Source organism: Candidatus Streptomyces philanthi (genome assembly GCF_059553635.1).
This window is the reverse complement of record NZ_JCANQV010000099.1, coordinates 1-20,061: the sequence shown is the minus strand read 5'-3', so window position 1 is coordinate 20,061 and position 20,061 is coordinate 1. Positions and strand designations below refer to the sequence as shown.

The 20,061-nt window shown below is 71.3% G+C and carries 23 protein-coding genes; 8 read left to right on the top strand and 15 right to left on the bottom strand.

Annotated features, from left to right (window positions below; all coding sequences use genetic code 11):
• The first annotated feature begins 174 nt into the window (after positions 1-174).
• A complete protein-coding gene (locus tag AC51EU_RS14475; protein ID WP_496267305.1) occupies positions 175-882 on the top strand; it encodes a TerB family tellurite resistance protein in 708 nt (235 codons plus the stop codon).
• Between the two features lie 61 nt (positions 883-943).
• Here AC51EU_RS14475 and AC51EU_RS14470 read toward each other — a convergent pair whose 3' ends face one another.
• The 8 genes from AC51EU_RS14470 to AC51EU_RS14435 form a co-directional block, all read right to left on the bottom strand.
• Positions 944-2,173, bottom strand: coding sequence for a cytochrome P450 family protein (locus tag AC51EU_RS14470; protein ID WP_496267304.1), 1,230 nt, complete (start codon positions 2,171-2,173; stop codon positions 944-946).
• The gene (locus tag AC51EU_RS14465) at positions 2,104-3,600 is read right to left on the bottom strand and encodes a cytochrome P450 family protein (protein ID WP_496267303.1); all 1,497 of its coding nucleotides are present in this window, start codon (positions 3,598-3,600) and stop codon (positions 2,104-2,106) included. Before AC51EU_RS14465 ends, AC51EU_RS14470 begins: the two co-directional genes overlap by 70 nt.
• Positions 3,597-4,175, bottom strand: a complete 579-nt coding sequence (locus AC51EU_RS14460; RefSeq protein WP_496267302.1) for a GTP-binding protein — start codon at positions 4,173-4,175, stop codon at positions 3,597-3,599. The genes AC51EU_RS14465 and AC51EU_RS14460 overlap by 4 nt, the downstream gene beginning before the upstream one ends.
• A gap of 25 nt (positions 4,176-4,200) precedes the next feature.
• Positions 4,201-4,560 carry a DUF742 domain-containing protein gene (locus tag AC51EU_RS14455; protein ID WP_496267301.1) on the bottom strand — a complete coding sequence of 120 codons (360 nt, stop codon included), beginning with the start codon at positions 4,558-4,560 and terminating at the stop codon, positions 4,201-4,203.
• Positions 4,557-4,985 carry a roadblock/LC7 domain-containing protein gene (locus AC51EU_RS14450; RefSeq protein ID WP_496267300.1) on the bottom strand — a complete coding sequence of 143 codons (429 nt, stop codon included), beginning with the start codon at positions 4,983-4,985 and terminating at the stop codon, positions 4,557-4,559. The genes AC51EU_RS14455 and AC51EU_RS14450 overlap by 4 nt, the downstream gene beginning before the upstream one ends.
• Positions 4,986-5,188: 203 nt before the next feature.
• A complete protein-coding gene (locus tag AC51EU_RS14445; protein WP_496267299.1) occupies positions 5,189-6,433 on the bottom strand; it encodes an ATP-binding protein in 1,245 nt (414 codons plus the stop codon).
• A gap of 286 nt (positions 6,434-6,719) precedes the next feature.
• Positions 6,720-7,010: a DUF397 domain-containing protein gene (locus AC51EU_RS14440; RefSeq protein ID WP_496267298.1), complete on the bottom strand. Its 291-nt coding sequence runs from the start codon at positions 7,008-7,010 to the stop codon at positions 6,720-6,722.
• A complete protein-coding gene (locus tag AC51EU_RS14435; protein WP_496267307.1) occupies positions 6,992-7,825 on the bottom strand; it encodes a helix-turn-helix domain-containing protein in 834 nt (277 codons plus the stop codon). Before AC51EU_RS14435 ends, AC51EU_RS14440 begins: the two co-directional genes overlap by 19 nt.
• 149 nt (positions 7,826-7,974) lie before the next feature.
• Here AC51EU_RS14435 and AC51EU_RS14430 point away from each other — a divergent pair, with 149 nt between their 5' ends.
• Both AC51EU_RS14430 and AC51EU_RS14425 read left to right on the top strand, forming a co-directional pair.
• Positions 7,975-8,226 carry a hypothetical protein gene (locus AC51EU_RS14430; RefSeq protein WP_496267297.1) on the top strand — a complete coding sequence of 84 codons (252 nt, stop codon included), beginning with the start codon at positions 7,975-7,977 and terminating at the stop codon, positions 8,224-8,226.
• On the top strand, positions 8,223-8,447 hold the full coding sequence (locus AC51EU_RS14425; protein ID WP_496267296.1) for a hypothetical protein: 225 nt from the start codon (positions 8,223-8,225) through the stop codon (positions 8,445-8,447). The genes AC51EU_RS14430 and AC51EU_RS14425 overlap by 4 nt, the downstream gene beginning before the upstream one ends.
• Positions 8,448-8,526: 79 nt before the next feature.
• Here the strand turns inward: AC51EU_RS14425 and AC51EU_RS14420 are convergent, their stop codons facing one another.
• Positions 8,527-8,964, bottom strand: a complete 438-nt coding sequence (locus AC51EU_RS14420; RefSeq protein ID WP_496267295.1) for a CBS domain-containing protein — start codon at positions 8,962-8,964, stop codon at positions 8,527-8,529.
• A 207-nt stretch (positions 8,965-9,171) separates the two neighbouring features.
• On the opposite strand from AC51EU_RS14420, the gene recO reads away from it, so the two are divergent.
• Positions 9,172-9,918 carry a DNA repair protein RecO gene (recO, locus tag AC51EU_RS14415; RefSeq protein WP_496267294.1) on the top strand — a complete coding sequence of 249 codons (747 nt, stop codon included), beginning with the start codon at positions 9,172-9,174 and terminating at the stop codon, positions 9,916-9,918.
• 74 nt (positions 9,919-9,992) lie between these two features.
• Positions 9,993-10,811, top strand: coding sequence for an isoprenyl transferase (locus AC51EU_RS14410; RefSeq protein WP_496267293.1), 819 nt, complete (start codon positions 9,993-9,995; stop codon positions 10,809-10,811).
• A 72-nt stretch (positions 10,812-10,883) separates the two neighbouring features.
• Here the strand turns inward: AC51EU_RS14410 and AC51EU_RS14405 are convergent, their stop codons facing one another.
• The 4 genes from AC51EU_RS14405 to AC51EU_RS14390 all read right to left on the bottom strand — a co-directional run bounded on the left by AC51EU_RS14405 (position 10,884) and on the right by AC51EU_RS14390 (position 14,149).
• Complete coding sequence (locus AC51EU_RS14405; protein WP_496267292.1) at positions 10,884-11,315, bottom strand: Fur family transcriptional regulator; 432 nt, start codon at positions 11,313-11,315, stop codon at positions 10,884-10,886.
• A gap of 139 nt (positions 11,316-11,454) precedes the next feature.
• Positions 11,455-12,348 carry a metal ABC transporter permease gene (locus tag AC51EU_RS14400; RefSeq protein WP_496267291.1) on the bottom strand — a complete coding sequence of 298 codons (894 nt, stop codon included), beginning with the start codon at positions 12,346-12,348 and terminating at the stop codon, positions 11,455-11,457.
• Positions 12,349-12,350: 2 nt separating this feature from the next.
• Positions 12,351-13,133 (bottom strand): metal ABC transporter ATP-binding protein, encoded by a 783-nt coding sequence (locus AC51EU_RS14395; RefSeq protein WP_496267290.1) that lies wholly within the window; start codon positions 13,131-13,133, stop codon positions 12,351-12,353.
• Positions 13,134-13,195: 62 nt separating this feature from the next.
• Complete coding sequence (locus AC51EU_RS14390; RefSeq protein ID WP_496267289.1) at positions 13,196-14,149, bottom strand: metal ABC transporter substrate-binding protein; 954 nt, start codon at positions 14,147-14,149, stop codon at positions 13,196-13,198.
• 244 nt (positions 14,150-14,393) lie between these two features.
• On the opposite strand from AC51EU_RS14390, the gene AC51EU_RS14385 reads away from it, so the two are divergent.
• Complete coding sequence (locus tag AC51EU_RS14385) at positions 14,394-15,776, top strand: glycine--tRNA ligase (RefSeq protein ID WP_496267288.1); 1,383 nt, start codon at positions 14,394-14,396, stop codon at positions 15,774-15,776.
• Between the two features lie 88 nt (positions 15,777-15,864).
• On the opposite strand, the gene AC51EU_RS14380 is transcribed toward AC51EU_RS14385, so the two are convergent.
• Positions 15,865-16,290, bottom strand: coding sequence for a hypothetical protein (locus tag AC51EU_RS14380; protein WP_496267287.1), 426 nt, complete (start codon positions 16,288-16,290; stop codon positions 15,865-15,867).
• Between the two features lie 177 nt (positions 16,291-16,467).
• Here AC51EU_RS14380 and AC51EU_RS14375 point away from each other — a divergent pair, with 177 nt between their 5' ends.
• Both AC51EU_RS14375 and AC51EU_RS14370 read left to right on the top strand, forming a co-directional pair.
• On the top strand, positions 16,468-17,682 hold the full coding sequence (locus AC51EU_RS14375; RefSeq protein WP_496267286.1) for a sensor histidine kinase: 1,215 nt from the start codon (positions 16,468-16,470) through the stop codon (positions 17,680-17,682).
• An 8-nt stretch (positions 17,683-17,690) separates the two neighbouring features.
• Complete coding sequence (locus AC51EU_RS14370; protein ID WP_496267306.1) at positions 17,691-18,326, top strand: response regulator; 636 nt, start codon at positions 17,691-17,693, stop codon at positions 18,324-18,326.
• Positions 18,327-18,473: 147 nt separating this feature from the next.
• On the opposite strand, the gene AC51EU_RS14365 is transcribed toward AC51EU_RS14370, so the two are convergent.
• Positions 18,474-19,937 carry an MFS transporter gene (locus tag AC51EU_RS14365; RefSeq protein WP_496267285.1) on the bottom strand — a complete coding sequence of 488 codons (1,464 nt, stop codon included), beginning with the start codon at positions 19,935-19,937 and terminating at the stop codon, positions 18,474-18,476.
• Positions 19,938-20,061 lie beyond the last annotated feature (124 nt).

Genomic DNA, 20,061 nt, shown 5'->3' with positions numbered 1-20,061 from the left:
CTCGGGCGCCCGCGGGCCCCCCGCACGTCAAGAGGCCGACCGGCCCCGGCCCCTCGGGGGTGGCACCCTCCGGCATTCGGCCAGTTGTCCGTACGAGGTGCTGACGCCGCTTCCGCGATGTGGCTAACATCACGTCAACGCGGCGTTGTTGCCGGTGTGTTACGGAGGGTTGACGTGAGGCACAAGCAAGGGCTGGTGGGCGTGCGCACGTCATGGCGTACCGTCGCCGACGGCGAGTTCTTCTGTCCCGACTGCGGCGGCGACCGCAACTACCAGCGCCGCACCGGCCGGCGGCACCTGACCGTCCTCGGCGTCCCCCTGCTGTCCCGGGGCCCCGCCGGACCGGTCCTGGAGTGCTCGGCCTGCCACGGCCACTTCGGCCCCGACGCCCTGGACCACCCGACCACCGTCCGGCTCTCCACCATGCTCCGCGACGCGGTGCAGACCCTCACCCTCGCCCTGCTCGCGGCCGGGGGCACGGCCTCGCCCGCGGCCCGCGAGACGGCCGTCCGCACGGTCCGCGCGGCCGGGTTCGAGGACTGCACCGAGGACGAACTGCTCACCCTGCTCGCCGCCCTCGCCGCCGACACCGGCTCCCTCACCGGCACCTACGACGCCGTGACCAGCACCGACCGCACCGGCGGCCTGGACCCCTGCGGCACCGCCCTGGCCATCGAGCTCCACGCCTCCCTCGACCCGCTCGCGCCCCACCTGGCACCGCCGGGCCGCGAGGCGCTGCTCCTCCAGGCCGCCCGCATCGCCCTCGCCGACGGCTCCTACACCCCCGCCGAACGCCAGGCCCTGGCCACCGTCGGCACCGCCCTGATGCTCCGCCCCGCCGAGACCGAACGCCTCCTGGCCGCGGCCCGCACCCCCTCCTGACCGCCCCCGTACGACGACAGGGCCCCGCCACCACCGAGGTGACGGGGCCCCGCTGCCGGGCTCAGCCCTTGAGGATCACCGGCAGGTCCCGGTGCCCGCCCGCGATGAAGCCGCCCGCGGGCTCCGGCTCCGTGCCCGGCTCGGCGAGCCGGAGGTCCGGGAACCGCTCGAAGAGGGCCGGCAGCGCGATCCGCGCCTCCAGCCGGGCCAGCGGCGCGCCGACGCAGTGGTGGACGCCGTGCCCGAAGGCCAGGTGCTCGGTGGCCGCGCGCCGGATGTCGAAGACATCGGCCGTGGGCCCGTGGTGCTCGGGGTCGCGCCCGGCACCGGCGTACCCCGGCAGGATCGCCTCGCCCTTGCGGATGGTGGGCCCGCCGGGGATGTCGATGTCGTCGACGGCGAAGCGCAGCGGCAGGTTGGCGATGCTGGGCGCCCAGCGCAGGGTCTCCTCGATGACATCGGTCCACGCCACCTCGCCCGCCTTCACCAGCGCGTGCTGGTCGGGGTGGGTGAGCAGGGAGTACACCGCGTTGCCGATGAGGTCGACGGTGGTCTCGTGCCCCGCGCCGATCACCAGGAGGAGGGTGTCGAGCAGCTCCTTCTCCGTCAGGTGCTGCCCCTCGTCGTCCCGCGCCGAGACCAGCAGGCTGGTGAGGTCGTCGGCGGGCTCCCGCCGCTTGAGCGCCACCAGCTCCCCGAGCTGCGCGTGGACCGCGGCGCCGGTCGCGGCGGCCTGCTCCGGCGTCGCCGTGGTGTCCATGATCTCCATGACGAGCCGGGCCAGCTCGTCGCGCGCCTCGCCGTCCTCCGGTATGCCGAACAGCTCGCAGATCACCTGCATCGGCAGCGGATGCGCGTACGACGCCCGCAGGTCCACCACCTCACCGGGCTCCCGCGCGGCGAGCCCGTCCAGCAGGGCCTGGGTGATGCCCTCGACGCGCGGCTGCATCGCCTCCGTGCGGCGGGCGGTGAACGCCGGCGCGATCAGCTTCCGCAGCCGCCGGTGGTCGGCGCCGTAGGCGGTGAACATGTTGGTGACGCCGATCCAGGACTGGATCCAGCTCTCGCGTATCTCGGGCCGCTGCCAGGCCGGCCAGTGGGCCCGCGGGTTCTTGGAGACCCGCGGGTCCGTCAGCAGTTCCTTGAGCAGGGTGTGACGGTTGACGGCCCATGCCTCGATGCCGCCCGGCAGTTCGACGCGGGCGACGGGGCCCAGCTCCCTCAGGCGGGCCGCTTCTCCGTGGACGTCGCGTCCGGCGGGGTCGATGACGAAAGGCTGCTGCTGTCCCATGGCGTGGCTCCTGCTTGGTTGGGGGTGATGGGGGTGAAACGGGCAGGAAGGGCGGAGAGCGCGCGGTGGAAGACACCGTTGCGCCACACCAGTTGGTCCTTGTCCACGGCGAGCTCGATGTCCGAGAGCCATGCGGTGAGGCGCTCGATGGCGGCCGTGGCGATGAGCAGCGCGTGCCGCTGTACGGGGCAACCGTGCGGGCCGGTCGCCCAGGACAGGTGGGAACCGCCGCCGGAACGGGCCTGCTCCAGCGAGGTGGGCCCGTACTGGCTGTTGGCGGCGGCGTAGGACACCATCACCAGTTGCCCGGCACGGATCCAGGTGCCGTGGAAGAACACGTCACGGCGCGCGAAGTGCGCCGAGTAGTTCGTCAGCGGCGGATCGTTCCACAACACCTCGTTGATGGCGTCCTGGACGGTCAGCGCTCCACCCGACAGGGTGTGGTAGTACCGGTCGTCGGACAGCATCCGCGAGAGCGCGTTGCCGATGAGGTTGGCGAGGGGCTCGTTGCCCGCGCCCATGGTGATGATGATCTGGTGGATGACCTCTTCGTCGGTCAGACCGTGCGGATGGTCCATGAACCACGAGGTCAGGTCCTGTCCCCGCTGCGCCTTCTTCGCGGCGACCAGCTCCAGGATGTACGCCTCGTACGCGACGTTGGCGGCGGCCGCCTCCTCGGGCGAGTGGCCCTCCATCATCCCGGCGAGCGCCGTGATCAGCCGCTGGCCGTACGAGTCGGGCAGCCCGAAGAGGTTGTTGAACAGGAGCAGCGGGATCAGCCGGGCGTAGTCGCCGATCAGGTCCGCCTCGCCCGCCCGGCCGAACTGCTGGATCAGGGAGTCCGCGACCCGGTGCACCTCGGCCCGCAGCTCGTGCGGCTCGACCAGCTCGAAGCTGTCGGTGACCACCTTGCGCAGCCGGTCGTGCGCGCTGCCGTCGCTGAAGAAGACGTTCGGCCGCCAGCTGAGCATCGGCATGACGGGGGAGTCGGCCGGGACGGTCTGCATCCAGGCACGGGAGTCCTTGGACCAGGTCTCCTGGTCGTGCAGCAGGTCCAGCGCCGCCCGGTAGTCGGTGACCAGCATCGCGGTCACGTCCGGTGCGATCTCGACCGGCGCGAGCGCCCCGTACTGCCGCAGATGGGCGTAGAAGCGGTGCGGGTCGGCGGCGAAGTCCGGCCCGTAGAGCTTGACCGGCGCGTAGGCGTCGGCGGGGACGTAGCTCGCCGGGGTCGGGGTGGCGGCGTACGCGCCCTGCGGCTGCTGCCCGGCGTACGCCCCCTGGGCCTGCCCGGCGGCGTACGCGCCGTGCTGCTCGTACGCGCCCTGCTGCTGCGCGGGAGCGCCGTAGGGGCCGCCCTCGGCCGCTCCGGCGTGCGCCGGGCAGCCGGCCGGTGGCACGGCGCCCGGCTGGTACGGGGATGTCACAGGTTCTCACTCCCCTGGGGCGTATGGGCCAGGACATGGCCGACGAGCGAGATCAGCGCGTCGACGGACTGGTCCCGGTCGCGGGCGTCGCACATGACCAGCGGGGTGTCGGGGTGCAGGTCGAGCGCGTCGCGCAGCTTGTCGGCGGTGTACTCCGGCGCGTCGGGGAAGGTGTTGACGGCGACGGCGTAGCGCAGCCCGGCCTCCTCGATGATGTCCATCACCTCGAAGGAGTCCGCGAGCCGGCGGGTGTCCGCGAGGACGAGGGCCCCCAGCGCGCCGCGGGCGATGTCCTGCCACAGCGGGCGGAAACGCTTCTGCCCGGGGGTGCCGAACAGATAGAGCACCAGATCGCCGGGGAGTGTCAGCCGCCCGAAGTCGATCGCGACGGTGGTCGTGGTCTTGTCCCGGACCCCGGCGAGATCGTCGACGAACGCGCCGGACTGCGTCATCACCTCCTCGGTGTGCAGCGGCGGCGTCTCCGACAACGCCCGGATCAGCGTCGTCTTGCCGACCCCGAACGGCCCCGCGACCAGGAGTTTGACGAGGGTCTGGTCGGCACCGGACAGATACATGCCGCCTCCGGTACCGGCACTGTTGCTAGGACTTGAGAGAGCGGAGTCCATCGAGAACCCTCTCCAGGATCTGCCGGTCGAACTGCTCGGCTTCGGGAATGGGAACACGGGCGAACAGACGCCCGGCGTCGACGAGATCGGCGACCAGCACCTTCACCACGCTGACGGGCAGGTGGAGATGGGCCGCGACCTCGGCGAGGGACAGCGCACCGGGCTCCAGCAGGTCCAGGATGCGGTGCTCCTCCGGCCGGACGTCGCTGGTCACCGGCATCCCCGCACTGTGCAGCAGGGTGAGCCGGTCCAGCGTGTTGCGGCTGGGCTGGGCGCGCCCGCCGGTCGCCAGATACGCCGGGACCAGGCGCCTGTTCATCGGGCGCGGGGTCATGCCGGGCTGCCGTGGTCCCGGGCGGGGCTGTTCATGACCTTGCTGCCCAGCGTCGCCACCTGGACCTGCATGTGGTGGGCGACGACCCCCATGTTGACGTCCGGGTCCGCGAAGACGGCCAGGCAGGTGTTCTCGCCCGCGGGGATCGCGAAGACCCAGCCGTCCTCGGACTCCACGACGGTCTGCCGCAGCCGGGCGTCGTCCTTCGCCGCGAACGCCGCGGTGACCGCCCGCCCGGCCCCCTGGAGGGCAGACATCATCGCCGCGACGCCTTCGGCCGCCTCCCGGGTCAGCCCCGGCGAGGAACCCTCGATGAACCCGTCACCGGATATGACCGCCGCGTGGACGACGTGCGGCAGCTCCAGGAGCGGGGCGAGCACCCAGGACTTGTCCTCGGTGACACGGCGGCGAGTGGGGGTGTTCATGACTGCGCGTTCCCTTCGGTACTGCGAGGGGGCTCGGACTGGGCGGCGGCCCGCCCGGATTGCGTGCCTTGCTGGAGCGCGGCCCAGCGGGAGGCGGACTCCTCCGGGGAGCGGGGAGCGATCGGTTCGGTGCGCGGCAGGTCCGGCTCCCGTTCCGTCAGCGGCTTCCGCCGGCGCCGGCGCGGCAGCTCGCCCGGCTCCTGCTACGCCACGGCGTCGGACACCGGGGCGGACGGTACGGACGGGGCGGAAGCGGTCGGGGCGGGCGCCTGCGGCTGCGCGGGCGCGGCGGCGGGCGGGGTGGCGGGGCCGGTGGGCAGAACGCTGTTCCGCTCCATCCCGCCGGCACGCTGCGGCATCGGGGCCATCACGGACATGGGCTGCCGGTTCTCGTCGAGGACGGTGAGGAGAGGGTCGCCGGGGATGTAGACCACGGCACGGACACCGCCGTACGGCGACGACTCCACATGGACCCCGAAGCCGTACTGGCGCACCAGCTGACCCGTCGCGGCGAACCCGGCGCGCGGCGGGTCACCGAGCTGGGTGAGCATCACGTCCTCCTCGCCGGACATCAGCCGCTTCGCGTGCTCGATCTCGTCCGGGTGCATCCCGACGCCGTAGTCGTCGATGATCACGGAGGCGCCGCGGTTGCCCTGCTGGAGGGTGACGGTGACCGGCAGCTCCCGGTGCGAGTGGTGCAGCGCGTTGGCCAGCAGCTCGGTGACGGCGATGGCCACCGGCTCGACGGCCCGCGCGACGACCGCGAGCGGGTCCCGGAGCTGGTTGCTGACCTGGATGCGCTCGTAGCCGCGCAGCCGGGAGCTGGCGCCGACGACCAGTTCGGCGAGGTAGGAGTCCTCACGGGTCAGACCCGGCCAGGCGCCGCAGACGACACCGGTGGCCTGGATACGACGCAGCGCCTGCTCGTTGAGGAAGTCCGCGTGCAGCAGCTCCTGCGCGATCTGCGGGTCGTCGTAACGGTGCTGCATGTCCTGGAGGGCGGTCTGGAGCTGGTAGAGCAGGGCCTGGATGGTGGTCGTCGCCCCGCGCAGGGTGGACTGGGCGGCCGCGTCGACCCGCAGCCGCTCCTTGGTCACCGCCTCCGAGAACTGGTTCATCACGGCGGTCAGCGCGTGGTCGGTCTCCGACCCGGCGAAACGATTGTCCAGGAGGCCGCGGACGGGTACGTGCGGATGGGCGAGCGAGGTCGTCAGGTCCGGGATGCGGCTGCCGGCCAGGTGCCGGATCTCCGCCTCGGTGGAGCGCAGACGGGACGTCAGCTCCGCGTTGCTGCGCATCTTCGCCGCGGACTGCTCCTCCGCCGCCGTCAGACGCCGGTCGAGTTCCGTGCGGGCCTTCCGCTCACGCAGCAGGAACAGCGCCAGGATCACGGCGGCGGCCGTACCAGCGCTCAGGCACCACAACAGCGCCTCCGGTATGGATGTCATCGTGATCCTCGGTTGGGGACGTGCGGACGACCGGTGGTCACGGCGCCGCCCAAGGGCGCACCATCGATTTGATCTGACGATGAGCCATCGTTGAGCCGCCGATCATGACGGGATGCTACCGGCGCGTCAGCTTTTGGTAAGGACCCGATCCCTTGATCGTCGCAGAAGTGTGGAAGATCGCTTTTTCCCCGCAATGCCCGAAGAGTGCGAATGGGAAAGGCCCCGCAGTCCGGAGGACGCGGGGCCCGTGGTCGTACAGCCACTAACAACGCACAGTCAGAAACGTTCAGAAATGGCCGAAACGTTCGCCTTTGATGTCGTTGACGAAGCTGGCCCAGTCGCCCGCCGCGAACATCAGCACCGGGCCGTCGGGGGTCTTGCTGTCCCGTACGGGGACGATGCCGGGGAGGTCGTCGCGGACTTCGAGGCAGCTTCCGCCTTCGCCATTGCTGTACGTGCTCTTGCGCCAGAGGGCGGCGCCGGGGAAGTCGCGGGCGACCTCGATGCACTCCCCGTTGTCGCCGCCGCTGTAACTGCTCTTGTGCCATCGGGCGGTGCTCAGGTCGTACTCGCGCATCGTCTGTATTCCTCCGCCGCCGACTCGATCAGGGCAAGGGATGCCGCAGGCGACAGAGCGACAGCCCTGAGCTGAGAGTAGGCTTCCTGCGCTCGCTTCACCACTGCCGGATCGTCCAGCAGGTTTCCGCAAAACACTCCTTCTGTATAGGCGGTTGGCGGAGCGTCCTCGAACTCCATGAGCTTCAGCAGCTTGCCCATGTGCGGGTGGGCTCCGGCCGAGAAGGGGAGTACCTGCACGATTGCCTTACGCGTGCGCATCATCGTCGCGATGTGATCCAGCTGCCGGGCCATCGCTGCGGCGTCACCGACGGTGATGCTCAGTGCGGCCTGGTGGATCACCGCCCAATATTCCGGCCGTTTGGCGCCGTCCAGTACCGGAGCGCGCTCCATGCGTGCACTGGTCAGCTCTTCGATGTACCCGTCGCCGGCGAACGGGTGGCTCGCCGTGAAGATGGCACGTGCGTAGTCAGCGGTTTGGAGAAGGCCCGGAATCACCGTCGGTGCGTAGTCGTAGATCTTCGTCGCCAGCCGCTCCAGCTCCGCGACCTGCGCGAAGTATTCCGCGTACGGCGAGTCGTTGATCAACTCCTCACACATGCGCCCGAAAAAACCGTCGGTTTGTAGGACGACGTCGATCCGCTCCGCGACGTCTATCTGCGGCTTACGGATGGCCTGCTCGAACTGCCCGATGTAGCCCCCGGACACGAAGACCAGACGGCCCAGCGCCTCCTGCGTGAGGCCCGCCGCCTCACGTCGCCGCTTCAGCTCGCGGCCGAAGAACCGCCACGCGGACTGATTCGAACCACTCCGCAGCCGTTTCTCACCTTTGGCCAAAGCCCTACTCCCCTCTGCTGCCCGGCAGTTGTAGTGCCGAACCAGTGCCGATCTCGTTGCGGAGCGTAGAGCCGGGGCGCCACGCTCTCTCCCCGAACGCGGAAAACCCCCACAGAAAGGTGACCACCATGAACACCCCGAACCCCCGGCCCACGGAGGCCGAGCCCGCCCCGAAGGGCCCGAAGTCCCGGTTCGACGAGGCCGAGCACGCCGCGAACACCCTCCGCACCGCGCTCGCCGAGGCCGACATCGTCCTGCCGTCCCTCGGCCCCGACCTCCTCTCCTGCACCAGCGACTACCTGCGCCCCCTGGTCGACCTGGGCCGCTGCCGCCCCGACGTCGCCCTCCGCCTGGCCCACGCCCTCGGAGCCCAGCAATGATCACCACCCAGCCCGCCCCGGGCGCCTACCTCATCGACACCCGCACCGGCCGCATCGGCCGCGTCACCGGCTACGAGGGCCCCTCCCTCCGCCTCACCCCCATCGGCGGCGGCCCCGAATGGCACTGCACCCTCACCACCACCCGCCCCGCCACCCCCACCGAACGCCTACAAGCCACCACCGCCCACGCCAACGCCCGCAGCCGCGGCGAGGTGACCTGACACCACCCTTGTCGCAGGTACCTCCGTATGAACGGCGCCACCCCACCCCGGAGCGGCGCCGCAGGGGAGTTCCTCCCGGTCAGTGCTTCATCGGCCCCGCCGCGTAGATGTGGCCCGCGAATTCGGCGAGTTGGTCGTCGGGGAGGTGGCGGGCGAGGTCGGCCTCGCTGATCATGCCGACCATCCGTTTGTTCTCGATGACGGGGAGGCGGCGGATGCGGTGGGTCTCCATTTCGTGGAGGACGTCGTCGACGTCGGCGTCGGCGTCGATCCAGCGCGGGGTGCCCTCGATGACGTCGGCGGCGGTGCACTGCGAGGGGGTGTGGCCCTCGGCGACGCACTTCACGACGATGTCGCGGTCGGTGACGATGCCGCACAGCCGCTCGTTCTTGTTCTCGTCGCCGATGGGCAGGGCGCCCACACAGTGCTCCCGCATCAGGCGGGCCGCGTGGTCGAGGGTGTCGGTCTTGGAGATCCAGTGGGCACCGGGATGCATGATGTCCTTGGCCGTGGTCATGGTCGCCTCCTGTGTGCGGTGAGCTGCGTCTTTCGCGCGGGTCGCGCGCTGTCCGCCGTGCTTCGTACGTCACGAAGGGCCCTCCCATCGTCGCCCCGCGGCCGTGGCCCCTGAGCGACCGGTGTAGGCCGTACGGGTGACGCGGCGGCCCGGCCGCAGCGCCGTCCCCGCGCCGGGGCCCGCCCCGCCATGCGGGAGAATGGCCGCATGACTCTGTTCCGCGACGACGGCATCGTGCTGCGCACCCAGAAGCTGGGGGAGGCGGACCGGATCATCACCCTGCTGACCCGGGGGCACGGCCGGGTGCGGGCCGTGGCGCGCGGGGTGCGGCGGACGAAGTCGAAGTTCGGGGCGCGGCTGGAACCGTTCTCCCACGTCGACGTGCAGTTCTTCGCCCGGGGCAGCGAGCTGGTCGGACGCGGGCTCCCGCTGTGCACACAGAGCGAGACGATCGCCGCGTACGGTGGCGGCATCGTCACCGACTACGCCCGCTACACGGCCGGCACCGCGATGCTGGAGACCGCCGAGCGGTTCACCGACCACGAGGGCGAGCCGGCGGTGCAGCAGTATCTGCTGCTGGTCGGCGGGCTGCGGACGCTGGCGCGCGGCGAGCACGCCCCGCATCTGGTGCTGGACGCGTTCCTGCTGCGCTCGCTCGCGGTGAACGGGTACGCGCCGAGCTTCGACGACTGCGCCAAGTGCGGGCTGCCCGGTCCCCACCGGTTCTTCTCGGTCGGCTCGGGCGGTGTGGTCTGCGGTGACTGCCGGGTGCCCGGTAGCGTCGTACCCTCCTCGGAGGCCATCGGGCTCCTCGGCGCGCTGCTGACCGGCGACTGGGAGACGGCCGATGCGTGCGAGGCGCGCCATGTCCGGGAGGGCAGCGGGCTCGTCGCGGCGTATCTGCACTGGCATCTGGAGCGGGGCCTGCGTTCCCTCCGGTACGTGGAGCAGTAGGGCGGCGGACCCACCGGGGAGGCGGGGCCCGCCGCCGCAATTCCAGGAATTCAAGGAAAGAGGAGACCGGTCCCATGGCACGACGCGGGATTCTGGGCCGTAACCGACGCGAGTACGTGACGCCCGAGCCGCATCCCTCCGGAGCGCAACCGCCGAGGATTCCGCGGGAACTCGTCCCGAACCATGTCGCCATCGTGATGGACGGCAACGGCCGCTGGGCCAAGCAGCGCGGACTGCCGCGCACCGAGGGCCACAAGGTCGGCGAGGGCGTCGTCCTGGACGTCCTCAAGGGCTGCATCGAAATGGGCGTGAAGAACCTCTCCCTCTACGCCTTCTCGACGGAGAACTGGAAGCGGTCCCCGGAAGAGGTCCGCTTCCTGATGAACTTCAACCGGGACGTCATCCGGCGGCGCCGCGACGAAATGGACGAGCTGGGTATCCGTATCCGCTGGGTCGGGCGGATGCCGAAGCTGTGGAAGTCCGTGGTGCAGGAACTCCAGGTCGCGCAGGAGCAGACCACGGAGAACGACGCGATGACGCTGTATTTCTGCGTGAATTACGGCGGCCGGGCGGAGATCGCGGACGCGGCGGCGGCGATCGCGGCCGATGTGCGGGCGGGAAAGCTGGACCCGGCGAAGGTGACGGAGAAGACCGTCGCCAAGTACATGTACTACCCGGACATGCCCGACGTGGACCTGTTCGTCCGGCCGTCGGGTGAGCAGCGGACGTCGAACTACCTGATCTGGCAGAGCGCCTACGCGGAGATGGTGTTCCAGGACATTCTCTGGCCGGATTTCGACCGCCGGAACCTGTGGGACGCGTGCCTGGAGTACGCGAAGCGCGACCGCCGCTTCGGCGCCGCGCCGGTCGTGGACGGGCAGAGCGCCGTCTGATTCGGCGCCCGCACGGCGAAGGGGCCGCCTCCCGCAGCGGGAGACGGCCCCTTCAACCGTTCACGGACGGTGTCACGCCCGGGAGGCGTCCGGCGCCCCGGCGCACTCGCCGCACGTACCGAAGATCTCGATGGTGTGCGCCACGTCCTGGAAGCCGTGCTCCGCGGCGATCTGGTCCGCCCACTTCTCCACCGCCGGACCCTCCACCTCGACGGCCTTGCCGCACGAGCGGCACACCAGGTGGTGGTGATGGTCGTCGCTGCTGCACCGGCGGTAGACGGCCTCGCCGTCGCTGGTGCGCAGGACATCGACCTCGCCCGCGTCGGCGAGGGACTGCAACGTCCGGTACACGGTGGTCAGGCCGACCGAGTCGCCGCGGTGCTTGAGCATGTCGTGCAGCTCCTGGGCGCTGCGGAACTCGTCGACCTCGTCGAGGGCGGCCGACACCGCTGTACGCTGCCGCGTCGACCGGCCGCGTACCGGAGAACCCGCGCTCGTCGCCACCGTTGCCTCCCTGGGTCGTCAACGTCGTCGGGGGCGTCTGATCGTCCCCTGGATGTGCGTTCGGCCATTGTGCCAGGTGATGCGCGGCCCGCCGGGGGAACGCCGGGCGCGCCCCCGTGGGGCCGCGCCCGCCTTGGGGTCAGACCCGCACGTCGTCGGCCGGGGCGCGGCCGCCCGGTACCTCAAGGGTGCACCCTCCCGGGTCCGCCGCGGCGGCCCGCGCCCGCCGCTTCGCGAGCGGCGCCGCCAGGGCGGTGAACAGCATGAACAGGCCGATCGCCAGCAGCACGATCGACGCGCCCGAGGGGACGTCCACGTAGTACGAGGCGGCGGTGCCGGTCACGGTGACACCGACGCCGATCGCCAGCGCCAGGACGAAGGTCACCGCGAAGCTCCGGCTGACCTGCTGCGCCGCCGCGACCGGGATCACCATCAGGGCGCTGACCAGCAGCAGGCCCACCACCCGCATGGCGACGGTGACGGTGACCGCGGCGGTGACCGCGACCAGGAGGTTCAGCAGCCGCACCGGAAGACCCGTCACCCGGGCGAAGCCCTCGTCCTGGCAGACCGCGAACAGCTGACGGCGCAGCCCGACGGTGATCAGCAGCACCAGCGCGGCGAGGACACAGATCGTCACCATGTCCTGCGGGGCGACGGTGGTGATCGAGCCGAAGAGATACGTACTGAGGTTGGCGTTGGAGCCGGCGTCGGAGAGGTTCATCAGCATCACACCGCCCGCCATGCCGCCGTAGAACAGCATGGCCAGCGCGAGATCGCCGCGGGTCTTTCCGTACCAGCGGATCAGCTCCATGACGACCGAGCCGGCGATGGCGACGGCGGTGGCGACCCACACCGGGCTGGTGTTGAGCAGGAAGCCGAGGCCGACGCCGGTGAGCGCGACATGGCCGATGCCGTCGCCCATCAGGGCCTGGCGGCGCTGGACGAGGTAGATGCCGATGGCCGGCGCGGTGACGCCGACGACGAGGGCGGCGAGCAGGGCCCGCTGCATGAAGGCGTAGTCGAGGATGTCCATGGTCAGCTCAGCAGTCCCGTACGTATGGGTGCCGCGGCCGGATCGGCGTGCGGATGCACGTGGTCGTGGCCGGGCAGGGCGTGCTGGCCGACGGCCTCCGGGGGCGGGCCGTCGTGCACCACACAGCCGTCGCGGAGGACCACCGCGCGGTTGATGAGCGGCTCCAGCGGGCCCAGCTCGTGCAGGACCAGCAGCACGGTGGTGCCCGCCGCGACCTGCTGCCGCAGCGCGTCGGCCAGCACCTCCTGGCTGGCCAGGTCGACCCCGGCCATCGGCTCGTCCATGATCAGCAGCTCGGGTTCGCCGGCCAGCGCGCGGGCGATCAGGACCCGCTGGTGCTGGCCGCCGGAGAGCGCGTCGACCGGGTCCTTGGCACGGTCGGCCATCCCGACCAGCTCCAGGGCGCGCCGTACGGCCGCCCGGTCCGCCTTGCGCAGGAAACCGAGCTTCGTGCGCGCCAGCCGGCCGGAGGTGACGACCTCGGTGACGGTGGCGGGGACGCCGCCGGCCGAGGTGGTGCGCTGCGGGACGTAGCCGACGCGCGCCCAGTCCCGGAACCGGCGGAACTCCGTGCCGAACAGCGACAGCCCGCCGCCCGTCAGCGGCACCTGGCCGATCACCGTACGGACGGTCGTCGACTTGCCGGAGCCGTTGGCGCCGAGCAGGGCGACGACCTCGCCGGAGTGGACGGTCAGGTCGACGCCGCGCAGCACCGGGCGGGAGCCCAGGGTGGCGGTGGCGCCGCGCAGGTCGATGACCGGCGGCCGGGGAGCGGTCGGGTTCATGGTGGTGACCTCCGTCATGTGCGGGAGCGCCGCCGGGGGAGCGGTACGGGAAGAGGCGGGGCTCACTTGCTGCCGAGGGCCTTCTGCAACGCGGTGAGGTTGGCGCGCATCACACCGAAGTAGTCCTTGCCGCGGGACTTGTCCGTGATCCCTTCGAGCGGGTCGAGGACATCGGTCTTCAGCTTGAGGTCGCCGGCCAGGGACTTCGCGGTCGCGGGGTTGGCGATGGTCTCGAAGAAGACCGTGGAGACATGGTGCTTCGCGGCGAGGGTGTGCAGGTCCTTCATGCGGTTGGCGCTGGGCTCGGACTCGGGGTCGAGGCCGCTGATGGCCTCCTCGGTCAGCCCGTAGCGTTCGGCGAGGTAGCCGAAGGCCGCGTGGGTGGTGATGAAGGTGTCCGAGGCGCGGTTCTTCAGGCCGGAGCGGAAGTCCGCGTCCAGCGCCTTCAGCTCCTTGACCAGCGCGTCGGTGTTCTTGAGGTAGTCGGCCTTGTGGGCCGGGTCGGCCTTGGCGAGGGTGCGGCCGACGCCCTCGGCGATCTCGGCGTAGCGCACCGGGTCCAGCCAGACGTGCGGGTCCTGGGCGGCCTCGGCCGTGGAGTGGGAGTGGTTGTCGCCGGTGGTGTGGTGGTGGCCGTCGACCTCGGTGCCGTGCGTCTCCAGGGTGGTCAGCGCGGCCGCGTCGGCGGTGTTCTTGACGCCGGACTGGGCGACGGCCTGGTCGACGGCGGGCTGGAGGCCCTTGAGGTAGACGATCGCGTCGGACTCGCCGAGCTGCGCGGTCTGCTTGGGGGTGAGTTCCAGGTCGTGGGGTTCGACGCCCGGTTTGGTGAGGCCGGTCACCGCGACGTGGGAGCCGCCGATCCGCTCGGCGAGGAATTCCATGGGATAGAAGGACGCCGTCACCTTCACCTTGCCGTCGCCCCCGTTTTCCGTGGCGCCGGAGGAGCAGGCGGTGAGTGCCGTCAGACCGAGGAGGCAGACGGCCGCGGTGGATATGCGGCGACGTATGTTCATGACACTCATTTTCAACAAAGATGGAAACGATTGTCAACAAGGGTGGACGCCGAGGGGGTGGTGACGGATGGTGCGCGAATGGCGCCGGAGAGTTCCGATCGGGGGAATTCCGCGTCCCGCGCACGGGGCATCCCGGGCCTCTCCGGGGCGAAGGGGAAAGCGGCCCTCCGCCGATTTGGCCCGGGGGGTGGGCCCGCCGGTAACCTGAGTCATTCGCTGTTCGTCGTCGTATGAAGAGAGCACCGTGGCCGCCGACAAGATCGACACCATCGTCAGCCTGAGCAAGCGCCGTGGCTTCGTCTACCCCTGCAGTGAGATCTACGGCGGTTCCCGTGCCGCCTGGGACTACGGCCCGCTCGGCGTCGAGCTCAAGGAGAACCTCAAGCGTCAGTGGTGGCGCGCCATGGTCACCTCGCGCGACGACGTCGTCGGTATCGACTCGTCCGTGATCCTCGCTCCCGAGGTCTGGGTGGCGTCCGGCCACGTCGCCACCTTCACCGACCCGCTCACCGAGTGCACCTCCTGCCACAAGCGCTTCCGCGCGGACCACCTGGAAGAGGCGTACGAGGCCAAGCACGGCCGGCTGCCCGAGAACGGCCTCGCCGACCTGAACTGCCCCCACTGCGGCAACAAGGGCGCCTTCACCGAGCCCAAGCAGTTCTCCGGCCTGCTCTCCACCCACCTCGGCCCGTCCCAGGACACCGCCTCCGTCGCCTACCTGCGCCCCGAGACCGCGCAGGGCATCTTCACCAACTTCGCCCAGGTCCAGCAGACCTCGCGCAAGAAGCCGCCGTTCGGTATCGCGCAGATGGGCAAGTCCTTCCGGAACGAGATCACCCCCGGAAACTTCATCTTCCGCACCCGCGAGTTCGAGCAGATGGAGATGGAATTCTTCGTCAAGCCGGGCGAGGACGAGAAGTGGCACGAGTACTGGATGGAGCAGCGCTGGAACTGGTACACCGACCTCGGCCTGCGCGAGGAGAACATCCGGTGGTACGACCACCCCAAGGAGAAGCTCTCCCACTACTCCAAGCGCACCGCTGACATCGAGTACCGCTTCAACTTCGGCGGCACCGAATTCTCCGAGCTGGAGGGCGTGGCCAACCGCACCGACTACGACCTCTCCTCGCACGCCAAGGCGTCCGGCCAGGACCTCTCCTACTTCGACCAGGAGGCCGGCGAGCGCTGGACCCCCTACGTCATCGAGCCCGCAGCCGGCGTGAACCGCGCCATGCTCGCCTTCATGCTCGACGCCTACGTCGAGGACGAGGCCCCCAACGCCAAGGGCAAGATGGAGAAGCGCACCGTCATGCGCCTCGACCCGCGCCTGGCGCCGGTCAAGGTCGCGGTGCTGCCGCTGTCCCGCAACCCGCAGCTCTCCCCGAAGGCCAAGGGCCTCGCCGCCGACCTGCGCAAGAACTGGAACATCGAGTTCGACGACGCGGGCGCCATCGGCCGCCGCTACCGCCGCCAGGACGAGATCGGCACCCCGTTCTGCGTCACCGTCGACTTCGACACCCTCGACGACAACGCGGTGACCGTGCGCGAGCGCGACACCATGAAGCAGGAGCGGGTCAGCCTGGACCAGATCCAGGCGTACCTGGGCGCGCGCCTCATCGGCTGCTGACACCCTTCCGCACGACCGCCGGCCGGTCCCGGGTCTTCCGGGGCCGGCCGGCGTCGTCGTACGGGCGGCCGCTCGGCGCGGCGGGCGCTCAGGCGCGGCGGGTGAGGGACACGCACAGGGCCGCCAGGGGGAGTTCGGCGGCCAGGGCCATCGCGAGGGCGATCGCCAGCTCCGGGCCCGGGGCGGCGGTGGCCACATCGACGCAGGCGTCCGCGACGAGCAGCAGGGCCGCGACGGCCGCCGGGGCGCGGTGGCGCGGGTCCGCGCGCAGCAGCCGGGTACCGGCGGCGAGCAGACAGACGGACTCCACGACGTCCAGCGCCACCCAGGCCGCGGCCTCGGCCGGCGGCAGCGTCCCGGCGAGATAGCCGAGCCACGGCAGCAGCGCCAGCCCGGCGCCGGTCAGCACACGGCCCTGGAGGCGGCGCCGGTCGCGGACGGGACGGCCGTGGGAGGCCCCGGGGGTTCCGTAACCGCGCGACGGGCAACGGGAGTTGAGGAGCGCGAGGGACATGGCGGACGTCTCTTCCGGATCGGCTGAACCCGGCCTTCGGGCTCGTCCACCAGCCTCCGTGCGCACGCCCCGCGAATCAGTAGCGTGCCTGTCCGACCTGGGGTGGCACCAGCTATACCCCAGGACCGGAAACCGGCTTCATGGTGGCGCCGTGACCAGGCCGCATACGGTTGTGTCATGACCATTCCGCCCCGGCTGCGCCGCTCCCTCCTGCGTCTGCGGCGCGACCTGCTCTTCCTCGCCGCCGGGGTGCCGCCGCACCTGCTGACGGTGCCGTTGTTCGTCTGGGCGGGGTACCTCGTCGCCTACACGCTCGCCGGGACCTCCTCGAACGCTCCGGTGGTCCTGCCCGTCCCCCTGGTGCTGATCGCCGTCGCCGGTTACGGGCTGACCGAGGCGCAGCGGTGGCGGTTCCGGGCGCTGTGCGGGGTGGAGCTGCCCCGGCAGGGATTCCGGCAGGCGCGGCGGCAGTTCGGCTACCACTGCCTGATCGGGCCGCTGCTCGGGACGCTCGAACTCCTCGTTCTCGCCCTGCTGGTGGCCGGTGCCGTGGCGGCCACCGTACTGATCTGGATCTGGGCGGTGTCCTGGCAGTGGCGGATCGAGCATGTCGGGTACTCCACCCAGGCCGCCTATGTCACCGTGCTCGGGCTGGTGGCGCTCGCCGCCGTACCGCCGCTGGCCGCGCAGTTGGTGCGGCTGGAGAACCTGGTGGGGCGTGCGGTGCTCGGCGTCAGCCGCTCCGAGGAGCTGGAACGGCGGGTGGAGGACCTGACCGAGAGCCGGGCCGGGGCGGTCGCCGCGGCCGACGCCGAACGCCGGCGCATCGAACGCGATCTGCACGACGGCGCACAGCAGCGGCTGGTGTCCCTGGCGCTGAACCTGGGCCTGGCCAAGGCCACCCTCACCGATCTGCCGCCCGAGGCGAAGCAGGTCATCGACGCGGCCCACCAGGAGGCGAAGGATGCCATCGAGGAACTGAGCGCCCTCGTCCGGGGCCTGCACCCGTCCGTCCTCGACGAACTCGGCCTGGACGCCGCGCTCTCCGGACTCGCCGCCCGCGCCCCGCTGCCCGTCCGGCTCTACGTCGACATGGACGGGCGGGTGACGCCGGCGATCGAGGGCGTCGCGTACTTCGTGGTGTCCGAGGCGCTGACCAATGTCGCCAAGCACGCGGGGGAGGCGACCGGGGCGGAGGTGAACGTCACCCGGCTCGGCACCATCCTGCGGGTGGTGGTCACCGACGACGGGCCCGGCGGCGCCGACCCGGCGAAGGGGAGCGGCCTTCAGGGGCTCGCCCAACGGGTGCGCTCGGTGGACGGTACGTTCCGGATGAGCAGTCCCGTAGGGGGACCGACCATGATGAGTGTGGAGCTGCCGTGCCCCAGGTGAAACGCGCCGTGATCGCCGAGGACTCCGTCCTGCTGCGGATAGGGCTGGTCAAGGTGGTGGAGATGGCCGGCTTCGAGGTGGCGGCCGAGACCGGTGACGCGGAGGCGCTGCTGGCGGCGGTCGGCGAACACCGGCCCGATCTGGTCCTGGCCGATGTCCGGATGCCGCCCGGCTTCACCGACGAGGGCGTCCGCGCCGCCCTGACGATCCGCCGCGAACACCCCGGGACCGCTGTACTGCTGCTCTCCCAGTACGTCGAGGAACGCTACGCGACCGATCTGCTCGCGGCGAACACCAGCGGCGTGGGCTATCTGCTCAAGCAACGGGTCGCCGACGTCGAGGAGTTCATCGAGGCGCTGCGCCGGGTCGCGTCCGGCGGCACCGCCCTGGACCCGCAGGTCGTCGCCCAACTCCTGGTACGACGCGCCAGCGACCCGCTGGAACGGCTGACCGCCCGTGAGCGCGAGGTCCTGGCCCTGATGGCCGAGGGACGCTCCAACGCCGGCATCGCCGCCCGCCTCGTCGTCAGCGAGAGCGCCGTCGCCAAGCACATCAACAACATTCTGGCCAAACTCGACCTGCCGAAGGCCGAGGCGGACCATCGGCGGGTGTTGGCGGTGCTGCATTTCCTGGGGGTGGGGTGAGGGGCGGCCCTTCGGGCGGGGCCTTAGCGCCGGGCGGGGCTCCGGCGTTGCGCCGGGCCCGATGGTCTCGGTGGCCCGATGGTCTCGGTGGGCCGGACGGCCCGGTGCCGGGGCGTCGCCGGTGGCGATGGCCGCGGGCCAAGCGGGTCAGCGCAGGGTGCGAGGTAGACGGAGGCCGAGGAGGGTGGTGCCCAGGACCAGGAGCAACTGGGTCAGAAGGGTCGCCAGGAGGGCGTCCCGGATGCCGGTCGCCGGCACGACGGTGAGGAAGAGGGTGCCGAGCGTGGCGACGCCGAGCGCCAGTCCCGACTGCTGCGTGGTGACCATCACCCCGCCACCGACCCCCGCCTGTGCCACGGGAAGCTCGCTCAGCACGATCCGGAGCAGCACCGGCAGCACCAGCCCCTGGCCCGTGCCCAGCACCGCCATGCTCGGCACCAGCCCCGCGACCCCCACCCCGGGCCAGCCCGCGTACAGGGTCAGGACCAGCAGGACGAGACCGGTCGCCTGGACGAGTGAGCCCGCGATCACCACCCGCCGCCCGAAGCGCGCCACCAGCCGGGGGCCCGCGAGCGAGGCGAGGAAGAACATGACGCACAGCGGCAGCAGCGAGAGCCCCGCCGCCAGCGGGCCGTAGCGCAGCCCGTCCTGGAGCGCGACGGCCACCACGAACATGAAGCCGCCGAAGCCGACGCTGAAGGGGACGATCATCGCGAGCCCGCCGCGTACCGAGGGGACACGCAGCAGCGACAGCGGCACCAGGGGCGTGGTGCCCGCACGCTCGGCACGCCGTTCGACCAGGAGGAACGCGCCCGCCGCGAACGGGAAGACGGCGAGCAGCAGCCACGACCACAGGGGCCAGCCGGCCGCGCGCCCCTCGGTCAGCGGCAGCAGCAGGGCGAGCAGCGCGGCGGCCAGCAGCGCGGTACCGGGGACGTCCACCCGGGCCGGGCGCGCCGAGCGGGTCTCGGGGACCGTCCGGGCGGCCAGCAGCCAGGCCGCCACCGCGATCGGCACGTTCACCAGGAACACCGCGCGCCAGCCGATTCCGGCCGGGGCCACCGAGACCAGCAGCCCGCCGAGCACCTGCCCGACGGCGCTGGAGACCCCGCCCGTACCGCCGTACAGGCTCAGGGCCCGGGCCCGCCGGGCACCGCTGGTGGTGGCCTGGATCGTCGCCAGTACCTGGGGGAGCAGCAGCGCGGCCGCGGCCCCCTGGGCGATGCGGGCGATCACCAGCGTCCAGGCGTCCGGGGCCAGGCCGCAGGCGAGCGAGGTCAGTCCGAAGGCGGTGAGCCCCCACAGGAACAGCCGCCGCCGGCCCGCCGTGTCGCCGAGGCGGCCGCCCAGGACCAGCAGCATGGCGTAGGCGACGCCGTATCCGGCCACCACCATCTCCAGCATCGCGGGGCCCGCGGCGAGGTCGTGGTCGATGGTCGGCAGCGCGACATTGACGATGAAGAAGTCGATCATCGGCAGGGCCGCGCCCAGCAGGACGGTCAGCAGGCCCAGCGGGGTGAGGAGGGAGGGCGCGCCGCCGTCCGCCGCCCCGGTGGGAGCGGGGACGGCGGGGGACGGTGCGACGGAAGTGGGTGTACGGGGATCGCTCACGGGGAAACGATCGTCGCCCGCTCAGAGGGGTACCAGACGCTGCTCATCCTGGTACTGCCGCTACCTGGTAACCGGCTGGGCCCTTGGGCACCCTGGAGGGATGACCGTGCCCCTCTCCCCTCCC

Excerpts from the sequence above, each read along its gene's own strand:
- AC51EU_RS14380 (WP_496267287.1), bottom strand. The coding sequence starts at position 16,290 with ATGTCCCTCGCGCTCCTCAACTCCCGTTGCCCGTCGCGCGGTTACGGA.
- AC51EU_RS14420 (WP_496267295.1), bottom strand. The coding sequence starts at position 8,964 with ATGACCACGGCCAAGGACATCATGCATCCCGGTGCCCACTGGATCTCC.
- AC51EU_RS14470 (WP_496267304.1), bottom strand. The coding sequence starts at position 2,173 with ATGGGACAGCAGCAGCCTTTCGTCATCGACCCCGCCGGACGCGACGTC.
- AC51EU_RS14440 (WP_496267298.1), bottom strand. The coding sequence starts at position 7,010 with ATGCGCGAGTACGACCTGAGCACCGCCCGATGGCACAAGAGCAGTTAC.
- AC51EU_RS14450 (WP_496267300.1), bottom strand. The coding sequence starts at position 4,985 with ATGAACACCCCCACTCGCCGCCGTGTCACCGAGGACAAGTCCTGGGTG.
- AC51EU_RS14430 (WP_496267297.1), top strand. The coding sequence starts at position 7,975 with ATGAACACCCCGAACCCCCGGCCCACGGAGGCCGAGCCCGCCCCGAAG.
- AC51EU_RS14410 (WP_496267293.1), top strand. The coding sequence starts at position 9,993 with ATGGCACGACGCGGGATTCTGGGCCGTAACCGACGCGAGTACGTGACG.
- AC51EU_RS14455 (WP_496267301.1), bottom strand. The coding sequence starts at position 4,560 with ATGACCCCGCGCCCGATGAACAGGCGCCTGGTCCCGGCGTATCTGGCG.
- AC51EU_RS14390 (WP_496267289.1), bottom strand. The coding sequence starts at position 14,149 with ATGAACATACGTCGCCGCATATCCACCGCGGCCGTCTGCCTCCTCGGT.
- AC51EU_RS14445 (WP_496267299.1), bottom strand. The coding sequence starts at position 6,433 with ATGACATCCATACCGGAGGCGCTGTTGTGGTGCCTGAGCGCTGGTACG.
- AC51EU_RS14460 (WP_496267302.1), bottom strand. The coding sequence starts at position 4,175 with ATGTATCTGTCCGGTGCCGACCAGACCCTCGTCAAACTCCTGGTCGCG.
- AC51EU_RS14425 (WP_496267296.1), top strand. The coding sequence starts at position 8,223 with ATGATCACCACCCAGCCCGCCCCGGGCGCCTACCTCATCGACACCCGC.
- recO (WP_496267294.1), top strand. The coding sequence starts at position 9,172 with ATGACTCTGTTCCGCGACGACGGCATCGTGCTGCGCACCCAGAAGCTG.
- AC51EU_RS14395 (WP_496267290.1), bottom strand. The coding sequence starts at position 13,133 with ATGAACCCGACCGCTCCCCGGCCGCCGGTCATCGACCTGCGCGGCGCC.
- AC51EU_RS14375 (WP_496267286.1), top strand. The coding sequence starts at position 16,468 with ATGACCATTCCGCCCCGGCTGCGCCGCTCCCTCCTGCGTCTGCGGCGC.
- AC51EU_RS14400 (WP_496267291.1), bottom strand. The coding sequence starts at position 12,348 with ATGGACATCCTCGACTACGCCTTCATGCAGCGGGCCCTGCTCGCCGCC.